This window comes from Clostridium sp. BSD9I1 (assembly GCF_900185645.1).
GTDB lineage: Bacteria > Bacillota > Clostridia > Clostridiales > Clostridiaceae > Clostridium_AK.
On the sequence record NZ_FYAM01000024.1, the window covers coordinates 135650 to 151308 of the forward strand.

Annotated in this window: 22 protein-coding genes; all 22 read right to left on the minus strand. The window is 32.9% G+C overall.

Going from position 1 to position 15659, the window contains the following annotated elements:
* Window positions 1–11: 11 nt before the first annotated feature.
* Window positions 12–1628 (minus strand): phage tail spike protein, encoded by a 1617-nt coding sequence (locus BSD9I1_RS14100; protein ID WP_186430877.1) that lies wholly within the window; start codon window positions 1626–1628, stop codon window positions 12–14.
* A complete protein-coding gene (locus BSD9I1_RS14105) occupies window positions 1628–2329 on the minus strand; it encodes a distal tail protein Dit (protein ID WP_186430878.1) in 702 nt (233 codons plus the stop codon). Before BSD9I1_RS14105 ends, BSD9I1_RS14100 begins: the two co-directional genes overlap by 1 nt.
* Window positions 2329–4920, minus strand: a complete 2592-nt coding sequence (locus BSD9I1_RS14110) for a phage tail tape measure protein (protein WP_186430879.1) — start codon at window positions 4918–4920, stop codon at window positions 2329–2331. Before BSD9I1_RS14110 ends, BSD9I1_RS14105 begins: the two co-directional genes overlap by 1 nt.
* A 13-nt stretch (window positions 4921–4933) precedes the next feature.
* A complete protein-coding gene (locus BSD9I1_RS14115; protein WP_186430880.1) occupies window positions 4934–5071 on the minus strand; it encodes a hypothetical protein in 138 nt (45 codons plus the stop codon).
* 68 nt (window positions 5072–5139) lie between these two features.
* Window positions 5140–5514, minus strand: coding sequence for a hypothetical protein (locus tag BSD9I1_RS14120; RefSeq protein WP_186430881.1), 375 nt, complete (start codon window positions 5512–5514; stop codon window positions 5140–5142).
* 49 nt (window positions 5515–5563) lie between these two features.
* On the minus strand, window positions 5564–6100 hold the full coding sequence (locus tag BSD9I1_RS14125) for a major tail protein (protein ID WP_186430882.1): 537 nt from the start codon (window positions 6098–6100) through the stop codon (window positions 5564–5566).
* 15 nt (window positions 6101–6115) lie between these two features.
* Window positions 6116–6577: an HK97-gp10 family putative phage morphogenesis protein gene (locus BSD9I1_RS14130; protein WP_242966516.1), complete on the minus strand. Its 462-nt coding sequence runs from the start codon at window positions 6575–6577 to the stop codon at window positions 6116–6118.
* 8 nt (window positions 6578–6585) lie between these two features.
* Entirely contained in the window at window positions 6586–6903 is a 318-nt protein-coding gene (locus BSD9I1_RS14135) for a hypothetical protein (protein WP_186430884.1), read from the minus strand.
* On the minus strand, window positions 6890–7243 hold the full coding sequence (locus BSD9I1_RS14140; protein ID WP_186430885.1) for a hypothetical protein: 354 nt from the start codon (window positions 7241–7243) through the stop codon (window positions 6890–6892). The genes BSD9I1_RS14135 and BSD9I1_RS14140 overlap by 14 nt, the downstream gene beginning before the upstream one ends.
* Complete coding sequence (locus BSD9I1_RS14145; protein ID WP_186430886.1) at window positions 7218–7523, minus strand: hypothetical protein; 306 nt, start codon at window positions 7521–7523, stop codon at window positions 7218–7220. Before BSD9I1_RS14145 ends, BSD9I1_RS14140 begins: the two co-directional genes overlap by 26 nt.
* Before the next feature lie 76 nt (window positions 7524–7599).
* Entirely contained in the window at window positions 7600–8796 is a 1197-nt protein-coding gene (locus tag BSD9I1_RS14150; RefSeq protein ID WP_186430887.1) for a phage major capsid protein, read from the minus strand.
* Window positions 8797–8801: 5 nt separating this feature from the next.
* Window positions 8802–9599: a head maturation protease, ClpP-related gene (locus BSD9I1_RS14155; protein ID WP_186430888.1), complete on the minus strand. Its 798-nt coding sequence runs from the start codon at window positions 9597–9599 to the stop codon at window positions 8802–8804.
* On the minus strand, window positions 9577–10758 hold the full coding sequence (locus BSD9I1_RS14160; protein ID WP_186430889.1) for a phage portal protein: 1182 nt from the start codon (window positions 10756–10758) through the stop codon (window positions 9577–9579). Before BSD9I1_RS14160 ends, BSD9I1_RS14155 begins: the two co-directional genes overlap by 23 nt.
* 14 nt (window positions 10759–10772) lie before the next feature.
* Window positions 10773–12446: a terminase large subunit domain-containing protein gene (locus BSD9I1_RS14165; RefSeq protein ID WP_242966491.1), complete on the minus strand. Its 1674-nt coding sequence runs from the start codon at window positions 12444–12446 to the stop codon at window positions 10773–10775.
* Window positions 12427–12777, minus strand: coding sequence for a P27 family phage terminase small subunit (locus tag BSD9I1_RS14170; RefSeq protein WP_242966492.1), 351 nt, complete (start codon window positions 12775–12777; stop codon window positions 12427–12429). The genes BSD9I1_RS14165 and BSD9I1_RS14170 overlap by 20 nt, the downstream gene beginning before the upstream one ends.
* Before the next feature lie 109 nt (window positions 12778–12886).
* Window positions 12887–13144 carry a hypothetical protein gene (locus BSD9I1_RS14175; protein WP_186430890.1) on the minus strand — a complete coding sequence of 86 codons (258 nt, stop codon included), beginning with the start codon at window positions 13142–13144 and terminating at the stop codon, window positions 12887–12889.
* Window positions 13145–13146: 2 nt separating this feature from the next.
* A complete protein-coding gene (locus BSD9I1_RS14180) occupies window positions 13147–13500 on the minus strand; it encodes an HNH endonuclease (protein ID WP_186430891.1) in 354 nt (117 codons plus the stop codon).
* A 3-nt stretch (window positions 13501–13503) separates the two neighbouring features.
* Entirely contained in the window at window positions 13504–14007 is a 504-nt protein-coding gene (locus BSD9I1_RS14185) for a Xaa-His dipeptidase (protein ID WP_186430892.1), read from the minus strand.
* 377 nt (window positions 14008–14384) lie between these two features.
* Complete coding sequence (locus BSD9I1_RS14190) at window positions 14385–15035, minus strand: tyrosine-type recombinase/integrase (protein WP_186430893.1); 651 nt, start codon at window positions 15033–15035, stop codon at window positions 14385–14387.
* Complete coding sequence (locus tag BSD9I1_RS14195) at window positions 15035–15202, minus strand: hypothetical protein (protein ID WP_186430894.1); 168 nt, start codon at window positions 15200–15202, stop codon at window positions 15035–15037. Before BSD9I1_RS14195 ends, BSD9I1_RS14190 begins: the two co-directional genes overlap by 1 nt.
* On the minus strand, window positions 15165–15296 hold the full coding sequence (locus BSD9I1_RS19035) for a hypothetical protein (protein ID WP_278281261.1): 132 nt from the start codon (window positions 15294–15296) through the stop codon (window positions 15165–15167). Before BSD9I1_RS19035 ends, BSD9I1_RS14195 begins: the two co-directional genes overlap by 38 nt.
* On the minus strand, window positions 15277–15630 hold the full coding sequence (locus BSD9I1_RS14200) for a DNA-binding response regulator (protein ID WP_186430895.1): 354 nt from the start codon (window positions 15628–15630) through the stop codon (window positions 15277–15279). Before BSD9I1_RS14200 ends, BSD9I1_RS19035 begins: the two co-directional genes overlap by 20 nt.
* Window positions 15631–15659 lie beyond the last annotated feature (29 nt).

Consider the following 15659-nt stretch of genomic DNA (forward strand, 5'->3'; position numbering starts at 1 on the left):
CACGCTCCTTTCTATGGTTCAGATGGTGTAGACATAGAGCTTACATAATTCATTACCCAGTCTCTTGTTGCAATGCTATCTCCACCTATTTTTGCAGTGCTATAAAAATTGACAGGAGAATCAAAAGACATTGCTCCCAGTGCTGCTAACTCTCCACTGCCAGTTATCGCTATGCCATTAGATTGTCCCTCGTTATTATAAAGCAGGACGCTTGGGAAAGCATTTGTCGGCTCAAACCCTAGCTGCATTACTAAATTTCCATTTTTAAAAAAATCCATGTACTGGTCATGCAAGATAATATAACTACTTGTATTAGATGTCCTCATTTCATTTGCTATCATGTTATTAGCAGTAATATCATCAAAAATCCCCTTTACAGCCCTTAAAGTACCATTTTCATCTACATAGAATACTTTAATATTTCCATTTTCTATTGATATTCCTTCGATAGCATTTAGTGTAGTGATTACTTTACCATCCGACCTGACTGCTCTAATACCAAAAGCATCCCCAACTTGTACACTATTATAAACTCCATTGTTTTGTACACTTGTTTTTCTTAAATCATTTATAGTATTTGTAAGCTTTACAGGAAAATTAGCAATTGTCAATTTAGGATCATAAGGCTTTAGTAAATCTAAATCTAATGCTACTACTTTATATACATTATCTACTGCCATAATTAGATTAAACACATGGAGATTAGCACCTAAGACAAATTGCTCTGCCTTATTCCCAGTTATAAAGCTTAAATCCAGCGCTCCTGACTCTAACAGATATAAAGGTTGTGTATGGTTAGGTAAGTCCTCTAAAGCTTTGTTATACAGTTCTATAGGGTCTGTAATTTCTCTATATTCTACCGCCTTTTCCAATACCCCATATACAGTTTCTGCGTTTATATCCTCTATATAATCTATTCCATTGTTTATATCAGCTATAGTAAGATTATTAGCCCCGAGAGGTATTATTCTAGTCCCTAAAGAAGTTATATCCTTATGCTTAATCATTTCTTTCATATTAAGTCCTAGAGTAATCTCTGTAGTGTTATTATAAAAAGATTGAAGCCAATCTAAATAAAGCAATCCATTTGTTTCCCTTACCCTTATATCTCCGCCTAGTTTTTCTTTTGCCTCTAATAGAGTTTCTAAAGTGCTTTTGAAGTCACATGTATAAGCCACGCTCCCAATTACATCGATGTTTCCCACTTGGATTTTCTTGGCATCTTCTACTTTTGTATTATGCTTATTTAATATCCACTGTGTAAAATCGCTTGGAGAACCTAAGAAGGTTTCGCTCCTGGTCTTAGTATCATTTAAATAAGATAGACCACCTTCACATAAAATTTCTTTACAGAACACACCGCCGCTATCCATCTTTTCATTAATACTTAAGACTCTACCTGTAAATCTAATAGAATTATCCCTTGAATCTATTACTTTTACTTTTGTTGTAAGTTCAAACACTTTATCATAACCTGGATTATTGGGGTATAAAGAAAAAGAAAGACTATCAACTAAAGATAATCCTTCTTTTAGGTCTAGCTTATTCAAGTGTGAGACTTCTGTATCTGCCGTTGGATAATGTATTATAGTTTCTACCTCGCCATTAAATACACTAACTTGGTACACTACAACCTCTCCTTTCTAAACATAAACTTTATATGTCCTGTGCCATTTATATTTATAACATTTTCTCCAGGTTGGAGTTTTAAACCATATATTTTGTTATCCCCTATATTAAGATTATAGTTTTTATTATTTATAGTAATATCCATAGGAGCATTAACATTAATAATAGGTGTTACAGGCCTACCTACATTTATAATAGTTTCTGTTTTAGTTTCTAATACATCAAATTCCGTGTCCTGAACCACATCTTCCTCGAAATTAAAAGTATCCCATATATCAGAACCCTCTAAGTTAACCCCTATTTTGAACGGTTGTGCTGTAAATGTTACTTTTAGTTTCCCAAATCTAATTACCTCTTGAAAGTCCGTTACACCCTCGACTTCTGCAATAAAGTAATAGTCGCATATATCATCAAATATTAACTGTTGTCTACCTGTATCTGTTATCCATTCTAAGATATTGCTATATAATACATGTAAATGTTCTTTAGATCTTGCAGCAATTCCTAGTAGAACTTCAATTTTTCTTTCCTCAAATACTACTTCACCATTAGTTGCCACAGTAGAAAAGTCATAAGTTCCATTCGCATAAGGAACATCTAATTTAATCTTTTTCTTTCCTGGTGGGAGAATAGTTTTCTTTTCTAAGAGTAGTTTATAATCATTATAGCTATGTTTGTCATTAAATTTAAAACCTCTCATTATACCATTCCCCTTCCCGCCAGTCTTAAATTATTACCTTGTATTATATCACTATATGGAGCAATAACTTCAGCTAGTTTTTTACCCTCAGCTATAAATTGTATAATTATATTCCTTTGATTACTTGTTTCAGTTAATGATCCCAAATTATTAGAACTGCTAGTACCTAATTCAGTCTTAAAACTTGTAGGTATAGAGCCCGTTATATCATTTGAAACTTTTTTCATTTCATCTGTAAATCCTAATCCCAAACCTAAAGCAAGATTTTTACCAACTTCATCTCTAAATACTCGGGATGGTGAGTGTATACCAAATGCAGCCTTTGTTTCTCCTATAATAGTACCTGCGAAACCGCCTATCTTTTCTAGTATCCATTCCTTTACACTTGAAATACCTTCCCATATACCCTTAATTAGATTCTTACCTATGTCAAGTCCACCTGAAAAAACTGATTTAATAGAGTTGATAGCACTGTTACTTATTGATTTAGCTGTACTACTTAAGAAACTACTCATTGAAGAAAATCCATTCCCAATGTTGGAGATTAAATTTTTGCCCCAACTTAAGCCACCATTAAAAACTCCTGTGATAGCATCAGAAACACCATTGGCGGTATTTTTAGCAATTTCTCCAATGCTGCTTTTCATTGACTTTATTCCCTCGCCAAGCTTAGTAATCGCTGTTTTACCCAAATTCGCCCAGTTATATAGAGTAATTACATTTACAATTGCCATAATAATTTGTGGAATGTTAGCTACTAAAGTCGGTATGCTATCAATTAATCCTTTTATAAGCATTAAGATTATATCAATACCAGCTTTCAGTATTTTAGGCAGTTGCTCATATATGGCATTAGAAAAATCATTTATTATTCTAGGAACTTCCTGTATTAATATAGGGAATTGACTTACAATACCTTGCACTAAAGCTAATATTAATTTAATCCCCATATCAACTACAGTGCCTATGTTACTTATTATTTTATCAGCTAAATTAGTTATAATTGAAATTCCAACTGGTATAATTTGAGGTAATGCTTCTGTTAAACCATTAATCAAATTTGTAAGTATTGTCTTCCCTGTTTCAATCATTGCGGGCATATTCTGTACTATTCCACCTACAAGCGCTGTAACGAATGTACTTGCACCCTCAATAATTTTGCCTATATCACCATTTGCTCCTTTTATAGATGATGCAAAATCATTTAATAAAGGTAACAGCTTCTCACCAATAGGCATTATAAACTCAACTTGTAATTGCCTTCCAATCCCAGTAAGGGCAGAACCAAAATCATTATATCTTATTTTATTTATTTTATTCATTGTGTCGATTGCACCATTAAATTCATCCGACATACCCATGGCCGCCAAAGTTGCCTTAGCTCCCAAATCCTCCCACATTGTTCCAAACAGTGCAACTCCTGCTGCATTTTGCTTGACAGGGTCTTTTATTCTTTCTAATGCATCATATACTTTGTAATAAGCCTTTTGAGCTTTATCACCACCAGCACTAAATGCTGATGTCATATCCTTTGCATTTAACCCTAGAATCGTAAATGCATCTGATGTTGTTTCGCTTCCATCCTTTACTCTTATACCAAATTCCTTAAATGCATCTCCTACTTTATCAATAGAAAACGCTCCATTTTCTGAACCCATTTTGAGCACATTAAACATTTCCTCACCATCTAGGCCTAATTGCTCAAAATGTACTGAATACTCGTTAATACTATCAAGCAAATCTCCATTTTTATCTAGTCCTGCCTGTGCTCCTTGCGCAATCAAATTAAAGGCTTCTTCACCTGTCATCCCAAATTGTTTCATTAACATATTAGCAGCTCTTGTACTTTCATTAACTTCAAATCCAAAAGTGTCCCTCAATATTAAAGCATTTTGAGTTGCTTTTTCAAGTTCCGAACTTGTTAACCCTGTTTGCTTTCTTACTTCTGCCATAGCTTGCGCAATGTCTTCAAAGCTTTCGCCAAGATTATTTGCATATATATTTTTCATACTTTTATTAAACTCTTGCATTTCTTTATCCGTGGCACCCGTCTGAGTTTGTAATTTATTTGATGCAACTTGTACATTATTAAATGATTTTACAGCTGTTCCCGCCATGGCCAATGCAGAAGCTCCTAAAGCCAATAAAGCTTTACTCATGTTTTTAATGTTATTGACTGCATCTTCTTTAGATAATAATGTGTTAGTCTTTTCTGATTGATTACCTAACTCTTCAAGCGACTTAGTATTGTTGTCAAGCTCCCTCTGCATATTATTTAAATCAGCAGTTGCTTTATTTACAGCTTGTCTCCACCCTTGGGTTACTTTATCATTTTCTCCATACTTTTCAGCTGAAGCTTCTAGACCTTTTTGCAGTTCTGATAATTTATTCTTTTGTTCATCTATTTGTTTGTTTAAAACCTTATTTTGAGCTGTGAGAGCATCTGAACTTTTATCATTTTTATCATATTGAGATGTAACTGCCATCATTTCTGTACCAAGTGTCTTTAAGTTAGTATCTATATTTTTTATAGCATCCCTAAACTCTTTTTCACCTTCAATACCAATCTTAGGTCCTATATCATACGCCATATTCTCACCACCTTTATAACGGAATTACATCATCAATTGTTACCTCTCTTTCAATATCCATATATCTTAAACCTTTATGTTTCATAGTTAATTCAAGGTCATAATTACTTTTATAGGCTTTATATAATTTGTGCCATTTTCTAATAGTCATATGTCCAACTTCTCCTTCTGTAAAGCCTAATTTATTCATTCCTATAAATAAAAGCCAAGCAAAATCAATTATTCCTCCTGATTCTGCTTGGTCATCTCGTTTTTTTCTTCACCTGTATCTGTGCTTTGTAACGTAGTTTTAAAAATAGAGCCTATTACCTGTTCCATACCTATAGCAGATATTATTCTGCCAACTTGCTTTTCTGTTACAAAAGGTCTATCTCCGCCATTCTCCTCATTTTCAATATCAATACCTTCATTTACAAACTGCGCAAATGTCCACTTTAAATCTTTTATTTTAGGCTCACCAGCTTCAGGCTGCAGTGCTTTGCCCCATTTCTCCATGCTGCCAAATTTATTCTGTATTTCTTCCATCACATTTAATGTGAACGCAATTGGATACTTTTTATCTCCTACTTCAATATATTTTATAATATCAATCATTTAATTCCCTCCTTATAAAAAAGAGGATGGAACTTAATCCATCCGTATCTTATACTCCTGTGGTTATACCAGCCTTTGTTTCTAAATATGTCTTTGCTTCTGCTTCAGTGCCGAATGTGTTCTCTTTCTTCCAATCTCCGTTATTATCTAACATTATTGTTCCCTCTAAGGTTGGAGTATTAAATTCAACAGATTCACCTTTCGTTGCATTAGTATCTTCAGGCTCTGCAAATTGTACTTTAGGAAACCATACAGCACGAAATTTTCTTACTCCATTAACCATTTTAATGCCATAAAATCCAATACCTATATAAGGATTCCCATCATTAGTATTAGCAGTAATTTCTCCAGTTGTTTCATCTTTTACATGTCCTAAAAATTCAGTTTGAATTTCATCAGACAGGTCATCTATTCCTAAAGTTATAGCACCGCTCTGAAAACTCTTATCAGATTCTGCAACAGCATCATCTGCATAGAGCTTTGAATCATTTACTGATATAGATATATCGGCCTGGATAGCTTTACCTATTACTCCCTGCTTTGTAGCACCTTTATAAACTGGATATTTTAATCCTATCTTTGCCATTTATTTTATACCTCCTCATAGAGCATATATTTTCATTTCTTCATCTAATTTTCTACCCATTTCTTTTATTGCTTTTGCCTTTGTACTATTAACTGCAGGCCTTACAAAAGGTCTTTTTCTTAATGTACTTGTACCGCTCTCCATTGCTCTAGCTTTTAACGCATTAGGAACACCTTTACTATCATAGCCTTCAAAACCTATCTTAGTATTAGTATTACCATGGCTATCTACACCAGGAGGAGCTATACCGAAAGAGTTAAGTAAATCTCCTTTAAACTTATATCGCTTCACTCCCCATATACCGCCATCTCCAGTTCCTGCATAAGCAGGATCATATAAATTATTCTCTAAATTCTTTCTAATTTCATCAGCTACAGGACTAGCTCCTGACATAACAACTTTCTTTGCTATTTCTGGAGCATCCTTACCAAGCTTAGAAAGCTTTGAAGAATATTCATCCAACCCTTTAATTGTCATTTTAGCCACTATATCATCTCCCAAATCCATTCATAATGAATATAGCCTGTATCTTCTTCATATTGAACTGAATTTAAGCTCCAGCTAATATTAATTGAATTTAATTTTTCCTGAATTAAATCAAAGTTAGGATCAAACTCCATTTTAGTGAAATAGTCTATGGTACCTTGAATAACCTGATTAACCTTATTATCATCTGCATTATTTGAACCTGCTTCTCCATCCTCGGCCCATACTATATATTTATCTGGCTTTTTATGTGCGTGGTAATGAAATGTATCTTGCGTAACGGTTAGTAATAAATCTCTTAAATCAAGCAAGCTCATAATCAGCATCAACCCTTTCTAAAGATAAATCCATTGAAGGTGGTTCTACATCCTTAGGATATTGTATTTGCATTATTCTATACTGCTTGCCGTCATTTGGAATCGCTATATCTTGAGAAGATATTAAATCAAGTCTTGGTACTCTTAGTATTTGCTCAACTCTTACTTGTGCCTGCATGGCTGTCCAAAACCTTCCCATGCCTACAGTTCTTTCTTCATACCTTAGAGGACCTACTTTTAGAGTAAGTCCTTCCTTTGGCATATTACCTGGTTCAGATATGTTTCCAATGGAGTATATATTTACAACTCCATCATTAAACGTCTGAGTTTGCTGCTTCATAAGCTTCAACCTCCTGTGTCATTTGTAGAGTAAGGAGCTCATGTAAGTAATTCTTTTGAAACTCATTTAAAGCATTTGAACGAGCATATCTGCAGTAATCGAAGAGTAATTCTCTAGGCTTATCCTCTAGCGTATAATCCATTTCCTTCCCTGATATTCCATCTATATATTTCACACCCCGTTGAATAATACCAGAAAGTTTTTCATCTCCAACAGGATCTTCCCACGTAATATCAAGATAGTTTCTTACCCCATTCAACAATCCCTCTGGCAAAGCCATTCAATCACCTACTTTGTAGTATAAATTTCATAGAGTATTTACCTATAAATGAACAGATTGCTCTAACATTCATTTATTATACTACCTCATGAGTATTTACTGTGCCGCTAATACTTACCTCTTGGATGGTTGGAACTAATCCACTAATATCAGCATATACAAATGCGTTGTTATCGAGTGGCTCACCATGACCATAAAGCTTGATTAAATATACTCTTTCATCTTCAAGGAATCTGTATTCATCAGAATACTCAATCTTTCCACTCTTTGCAGTGCCTATTCCCATAAAATATCTCTTTGGTAGTCCAAATATAGCCTTTCCTGCAGCTACTTGAGCAGATTGAATAACTCTTGTAGGGAATGGGAATACGTTATTTACATATGTTCCATTTGCATTTCTTACAGTTGTTGCAGGCATAACTTTTGTAAGATAATCCTGTGGATTAACAACCATAATAACTTCATTTACTGTTCTTGCATTTCCTTTTACATCTACTGCCATTCCTCCAATTAAAGTTCCATAAGTTACAGGATCTAATTTTGTTACTGATACAGTTGCTTTTAATGGATAAACTCCGTCAGTAACAGTTACTCCTTCACCAACTTGTCTATTCATTCCAATAGGCATATCTTTTCCTGTACCATTAATAATAGCTTCTTCAAGTCCAAATGCTAATGCTTCAGCAAGAATTGTCCTAACATATCTATCTAGCCATACAGGTCCTAAATCAAGCATAGATTTTGCTACTGGTAGAAAAGCAGATAGTTTATGCAATCCCATATTAACTTTCTTAAATCCGCTCGTAAGTTCAGTTACAATTGCAGATGTTAATGTTCCCCATGTTGCTAATTGCTTACCATTTGTATTAACAAGGAACTCTATTAATCCACTTGTATTTTGGAAGTCTATAACTTCAAGTAAAGGATGTGCAGCAACTAAATCCTCAAATACTGCATCTATAGTTGTTATAGGTAGTACTACATTCAATTCAGTTAATGCTTGCTTTGGATTGCTTGACTTCATAGCTTCTATTACCTTTTGATAATAGTTACTTTCTTCAGAAGTTAATTGTCTAACTCCTCTTCCAACTAGAACATTAGTATCTACAGATTGGACTAACCCCTTTGCTTCTTCCATTACAGCCTGTTGAATATTTTCAGTGAAGTCTGTAAATGCTTGGGCAAATGCTTCTTCATTACCATCTTTCATTGATTGGTTTAATCTGTTCATTATTTCAACTTTCTTTTGGTTTAATAAATCTAAATTTTTCATATTATTTATCTCTCCTTTTTTGCGAACAATGCCGCCATTAATTTTATAGTTTTATTTTCTTTTGGTTCTAGTTTAGTCTCAGGTTCCTTTGGTGATTCTGGTGGAGTTGGTTCAGTCTTTTGAATAAATTCTCTTGCCTGTGCCATTAAAGCTTTGTTATAACTTAACTGCTGCTCAAATGTCTTATTAACTTTTTGAAGCATTTGTTTGGCTTCAGTTAAATCAGCTTCTTTATCAAGAATTTCATCTGCGAAACCATATTCAATACATTGAGCTGCTGTTAACCACGATTCTGCATCTAATAACTCTATAAGCTTCTCTTCAGATATTTTACCGCCTGATTTTTCAAGATAAGCCTGTCTATTGCCTTGCATAATTACATCTAAATCGTCCGCTGCCTTCCTATGCTGCTTTGAATTCCCAATTGAAGCATTCCACATATTATGAATCATCTGCATTGTATTGGAATACATAACAACCTTGTCACAGCCTGTTAATAGAAAAGATGCCGCTGAACAAGCAAAGCCATCAACATATCCAGTTACATAAGCACTATGTCTTTTTAGTTGGTTTCTAATGGACATAGCTTCATATACTGAACCGCCAAAAGAATTAACATAAAGATTAATATTTTTTATATCAGGATATTTTGCAAGCTCATTTCTGAAATGATTAGCTGAGGTTTCACTTTCAACCTGCTGCCATTCCCACCAGTCAAAATAATCTCCTTGAACATCACCATAGATATACATGTCTAAAGTATCAGGATTGACTGATTGTTTAAGTTCCCAAATCTTCTTCATTATTTTCACCTCCTTCAATTGCTAATAATAAATCTTGGACAGTAGCATAGTTTTTAGTCATAAAATGTGAGTTTGCAAACTCTTCATCTATAGGCTCATCACCTACTACTTTCCTTATATCATTGATAGTAAATGCTCCACTGGCTATCAACTTATCTATAGCAGTAGATACACTTAACAGGTCTACATGTTTTATAGACTTAGTGTCAATTTTAGTAAAGATACCTTGAATAAAGCCTTCATAGCCTGAACGCTTTCTATTAACTTCTTCCTGAAGCATATCGCATAAAGGATCTATACAGAAAGTTAAGCAATTATCTACGGCATCTCCTATGTTTGCCATATCCCCTTTTAGAAGAGTTGGAGGCATGCAAAGGGCCCTAGCTGTAAAATCATAAATATCATCTATCATAGCTTTTATATCTCTAGTACCTTCATTACTGTAGGTTTTAGAACCTATATCTGTGTATTTATATCCATCAAATAATGGTAAAACTGCATTATCAGCTTCAAAAAACTTCTTAAACCTTTCATTCATTAACTTTTCAAAGGTTTCTTGAAAATTAGGTTTTCCTTGAGCCATTGCACTTACTTCTAACGTACCTTTGCTACCTCTTGACTTGTTATAGCTCTTTTGAGCATATGCAATTAACTTTCCATAACTTTCATACATCCCATTGATTAGCTTTCTAATATCTTTGTTATTGAGTTTAAAATACATAACTTCACTCATATTAAAGGTTTTATTAAAAGTGAAGTTGTCCACAGTTACTTGTGAAAATTGATAATCAAAAAGCGCATACTCTTTTGTAGAAAAAGTATCCGCCACTAGAAGTTGACCTGCATTTTCAATTATTAAACACTCATTTTCTTCATAGAGCTTTGTTATCCATTTATGAATAAACTGGCTTGAATTTTGATTCCTATTTGGTTCAATATTAAATAAATAATACTCTCTTTTTTTAACTTCTTTATTGTTAACATAAGTTTTAAACTCACATTTACTAACAGCATTTGCTATAAGATTTACAGCTGATTGAAAAGCTAAGTTTCTAATGTACAATTCTGCAGCAAGATTAAAAAATGTTGCTCCATCTACTTCTGTTTCTATTGGTTGGCCATTTAGCACCCTGTCCTTAATCCATGTAAGTAATCCCAAATTATCACCCCCTTTCAATAGGTATAAACATCAACATCTGGTGTTTCTAAGCTACTACCATCACCAAGTTTATCTTCTATAGTCATAGCAGCAACTAATGCCATAAATGGGTCTGTTTTTCTGCTTTTAGCTTCTATCTTCCCATAATAATAGTTACCAGTATCGGTACCTTGCTTTTTACCTGATGGAATTAACTTGGTATTATTCGTTGCCCATCTAAGTAATGGATTATTTCCCCAAACAAAATACTGATTAGCAAAACAACTATCTATAATTGGCACCACTTTCATAATATCAGATGGTCTTACAAGTCTAACATTCTTAAATTCATTAGCATCAAATCCAACCTTTTTAAGTGAGTTTGCAAGTAGAGCATATCTATAGTTATCTAGTGCTAACTCTATCAAATTGTACTTCTTGGCCTGTTCTGAAATCCATTCTGCAATTAAATCAGGACTAATTTCAACATCATCAACTGATGTTAGCAACCCTTCAGCTTCCCATTGTTGCCATGGTATCTTTAACCTTGGAATATCTGCAGATTTTAAGCATAACCAAGAGTGAGATATATCATATCTTCTATCCCCATCCCTAAAATGTAAATCTACTGAAGCAAAGTCAGTAACTTTAGTGTAGTCAACTCCAACTACAGCAGATAAACCGCTTAAATCTGGAATAGGCTTATTTGTTGCTATGATGTTATCCCATTCTGTTACCTGAAGTTCCTTGTTTCCTTTAGGCCAATTTAGACGCTTGGTAAAAAACTCCTGTTCCATGTGTGGTTGATATTTCATTGAAATAAATTCTTTATCCATTTCCTTTTTTAACTCTGGGAAAAACCTTAAGGATGGGTTAGCCTTGTGCCACATTTCAGGATTTAAAGCATCTTCTTCACAATCTATTTTATAAATTAAGGGCAACATACCTAAATCTTTTATAGTACCATTTAAAACATCCTTAGCCATGGCTAGCTTATCGTCAAGAACGCCTTCTCTAACATGACCATTAGTAGTAATGTAAAATGCTCTTGAATGTTTCTTTTTACCAAAACCTGATGTAAATACACTTATAATGCTATAGTTCTCGTACTCATGGATTTCATCAAATATTAAACATGCACTTCTTTTACCATCCTTAGTTCTAGCATTAGATGTATTGAATTTGATATAAGATTTTGTTTTTACATTGGTTATTATCTCTTTAGTTTTATGGAAAAACTTCTTTAACTTAGTCCAAAACTTTTCTAGAACGTCATAAATATCATTAAAGGAAGTTTCAGCCTGGTCTTGACTGTTAGCTATAATATCAACATTGTATCCTTTTATCCCATGATAATGAGTTGTTAGATACCATGCTACTGGAGATATAAAACCATTCTTACCATTTCCTCTACCCATCATAATGAAATATTCATCAAATACCACAGTATCATTTGACTTATAGTAACAATGAATCAAAGCAAAAAGAAAAAGCTCCCAATCTAGTAATTTGAATTCAAAATACTTTTCTGTTAGCTCCACTGCTTTATCTATCTTTTCATTATCTATTACTACATCTGGATTATCTAATTTGAATTCTATATAATCCATAGCTAGTTTTATTTCTTCAGAAGATGGTATAATTCCATTTCTTATATCATCCATGTAGGCATCAATATAAGGATGATAACTACATTTCCTCATCGTCATCTGTATCACTGTCCATTTTTGAAGGCTTTATTCCAAGTTCATTTAATAACTTTAACATTTGTGCATTTACTTTCATACGCTGATCTACACTATCATTTTTTCTATAGCCTAATTGTCCCCCACCATTGTTATATTTAATGTTTACTCCACGCTTTTGGATATCATCAACAAGAAGACATTTGGTAACCCACATATCCATATAATCATTAGCTAGATCATCATAATATTTTCCTACTGTGCCGTTTCTCTCTAACTGATCCATGAGATCACTTTTAATTTCTTTATACAATTCCGACTCTAAATATTTTTTTATTTTTTCATTTGCTGGCACGCTACCACCCCCTCATGTGAGAATTTAAAAAAATATCTTTTGTCTATAACCCAACCGAGTTACAACCCCAAAAATTAAAATGCGTTTTATTTTGACCGGGGGTATTTATTTAATCACCATATAAGAAGTTTGGATACATCGATTTAATTATTTTATTTTTCATTTCTTCTAAATCAATTGTAACTGTTACATCTGTACTTATATTTATATTCCTATAATCATGCGGTTGCATTATAGATGCTGCAGCATTTACTCCTGCAACAGTTGATGACTCATTTAAATAAGCTAATGCTTCCATCCTTTTATGTTCACATGTATCTGTATGTTTACACTCTCGACACTTCTTACTTAATCTTGATAACCCCACACTTACCACCTCTCCTCTGTTAAAGGTTTCTTCTTTTCCTTCTGCCTATATCCATGTACTTCCTCATGGCAGTCATGACACAAAGGAATAAGGTTTTTATACTCCTTTCCTTGGAATATATACGTCTTACTTAATGCTAGTCTTGGATGTTTTCTAACATACTGAACATGATGAACTGTATTAGCTTCAGTATAGAATCCTCTAGACTTACATATCTGACATTCTCCTTTATGCTCTGCTAATACTTCTTTCCTTAGCTTTCTCCAATACTTAGAGTTATAGAACTCTTCTAGTCTATTCTCTGCTATTAGTTTACTTATCCAAGCTCCAACTTCGTCTTGATTATATATATTCATTTGTTAATCATCTTCAAACTGTTTCATTAGTTTTTCTTTATTCTCCATATCTTTTGCCTTGAGCTTAGTAAGCTTCTTATCATTCTCCACTTTGTGAGGATCATCTTTCCAAACAGCTTTCTTTTTATTGTTAAGCCAGTACTTTTGTGCATTTATATCTGGCCCTCTATACTTCTTAACCTTAGATATTTTAACATCCTCTTTAGTTAGAATTGTTTCTCCATCATCAGCAAGAACTTCTTCTTTAACTTTTGTAACTACTTCTTCATAATAGCTATATCCAGTACAGACTTTAAATAATGATTCTTCTACCTGTTGGTTACGTGCATCAGTTAATTCTTCTAGTGCTTCTTTAATTTTAGTGTTCTGTGCTTTCTTACGTTTCCATGTTGAGGCTGAGATGCCTAATGTCTCAATTATTTCTTTATCTTTTGCCCCATCTTTTATCATGGATATTATCAAAGCTAGTTGTTCTTCTAACTCTCCATCTATTGCTTTTCTCCCCACAACATCACCTCTTTTCTTTTTTTGAGCCCTAAATGCACCAATTAGAAAAAATAGTGAACACCATCTTAATAATTGATATTACTTGCTTTGAAAGGTATTTAAGGTATTTATTTTCGAAAAATAAAGAACCTTTTTATTTTCAAGAGCTCTTTATTTTTAAAACTACCTAAAACCTAAGAAAATTATTTTTCATGAAAGTTATTTTAAAGCATTGAAAACACTATATTTAAAGCACTTTTATTTTTTATCCACAAATAAGTAATAACATGGAGGATTACGCATACCATTTTCAAGTCACTTATATTAGTAATATTTTTTATAAATAACTCAAATAAGAACCATTTTATTTTTTACCCAAAATACTACAAATAAAAAAATCAAATATTTGAATCTGCTATTAGTGCTGCATTAATCCTCATCTTTTCTTTTATTCCTAAATAGCGTTTAGTTTCTTCTATGGATTGTTGATTTAATGCAACTCTTACCTGTTCTAGATCCTTATTTGATTCTTCATATATTCTTGTAGCATATGTTTTTCTTAAACTGTGCCCTGAAATATTTTTAAGTCCAATGCTTTTGCCTATTTCAGTTAATATAGAACTATAAGCCTTTTGACTTATATATGCATTCCCATTGCCTTTATTAGATGGAAATGCATATTCAGAACGCTTTTTCCCTTTGCAATATTGTCTTAAATATTTTTCTAAGTTTCTTCCAATTGGAGCATCTCTTTTCTCTGGCTTTTTCTTATTAGGATTTTTAGCTAATATAGTTTTCCATTGCTCATACTGTTTGCTTTCTTGGATGCTAAAATATCCAGCTTCCAAAGCATCTTTTATCTCACCTATAGTAAGGCTAACTAGATCACCAGATCTATATCCTGTTGCTATTCCTAATATAAATAACATTAAATTTCTGTCTTTATTTCTCTCACTATATTCAGCTAATTTTTCTTTAAATTTTTCATATTTTAGTGGTGGAATAGGACTAGATGTTCCCTTCTCCCAGTCTCTTATTCTAGCTTCCATTACTTCACCTGCTTTATTGCTCCTTTGTGCCTTCTATAACATGAATGAGACATTAACTCTCTTATTTCACACTCACTTAAGTTATCACTTTTCTTTTTATCTTTTACTTTTATGAGTTTATTATAGTTATCAACATCCTTGTCTCTTAAAACCTCTCCTATTTTCATAAATTCCCTCCTTAAATTCACAATTAAAAAGAGCTGCTACATCATTTGCTGATATAACAACTCTTTTTTTAACTTTATTTAACTTTATTTTCATTTACTAATCTCCTAGGTGTATCCCATGTTACTACAGGAGCAACCTCTTTATTTATGACTATATCTCCATTAGGATTTGTCTTATATATTGATCTATTTTTTTTTATAAATGTACTATCTCCCATATATTTATTAGATTCATAATTGATTGCTTTTAAAACATCACGTCTTTGTATTATGGCACGTTCATGTCTATCTTTCAAATCATTAAAATTTCTTTGAATGCACTTTTTTACAGTCTCTTTATTTGAATTTAATTTTCTAGCAATCTCAGTGGCCGTCAACCCATCTAAATATAATTTTTTAACATGTTCTTTATCCAATATAATTCTCATATCATCAACTCCTAAAAAAGTGTATAATT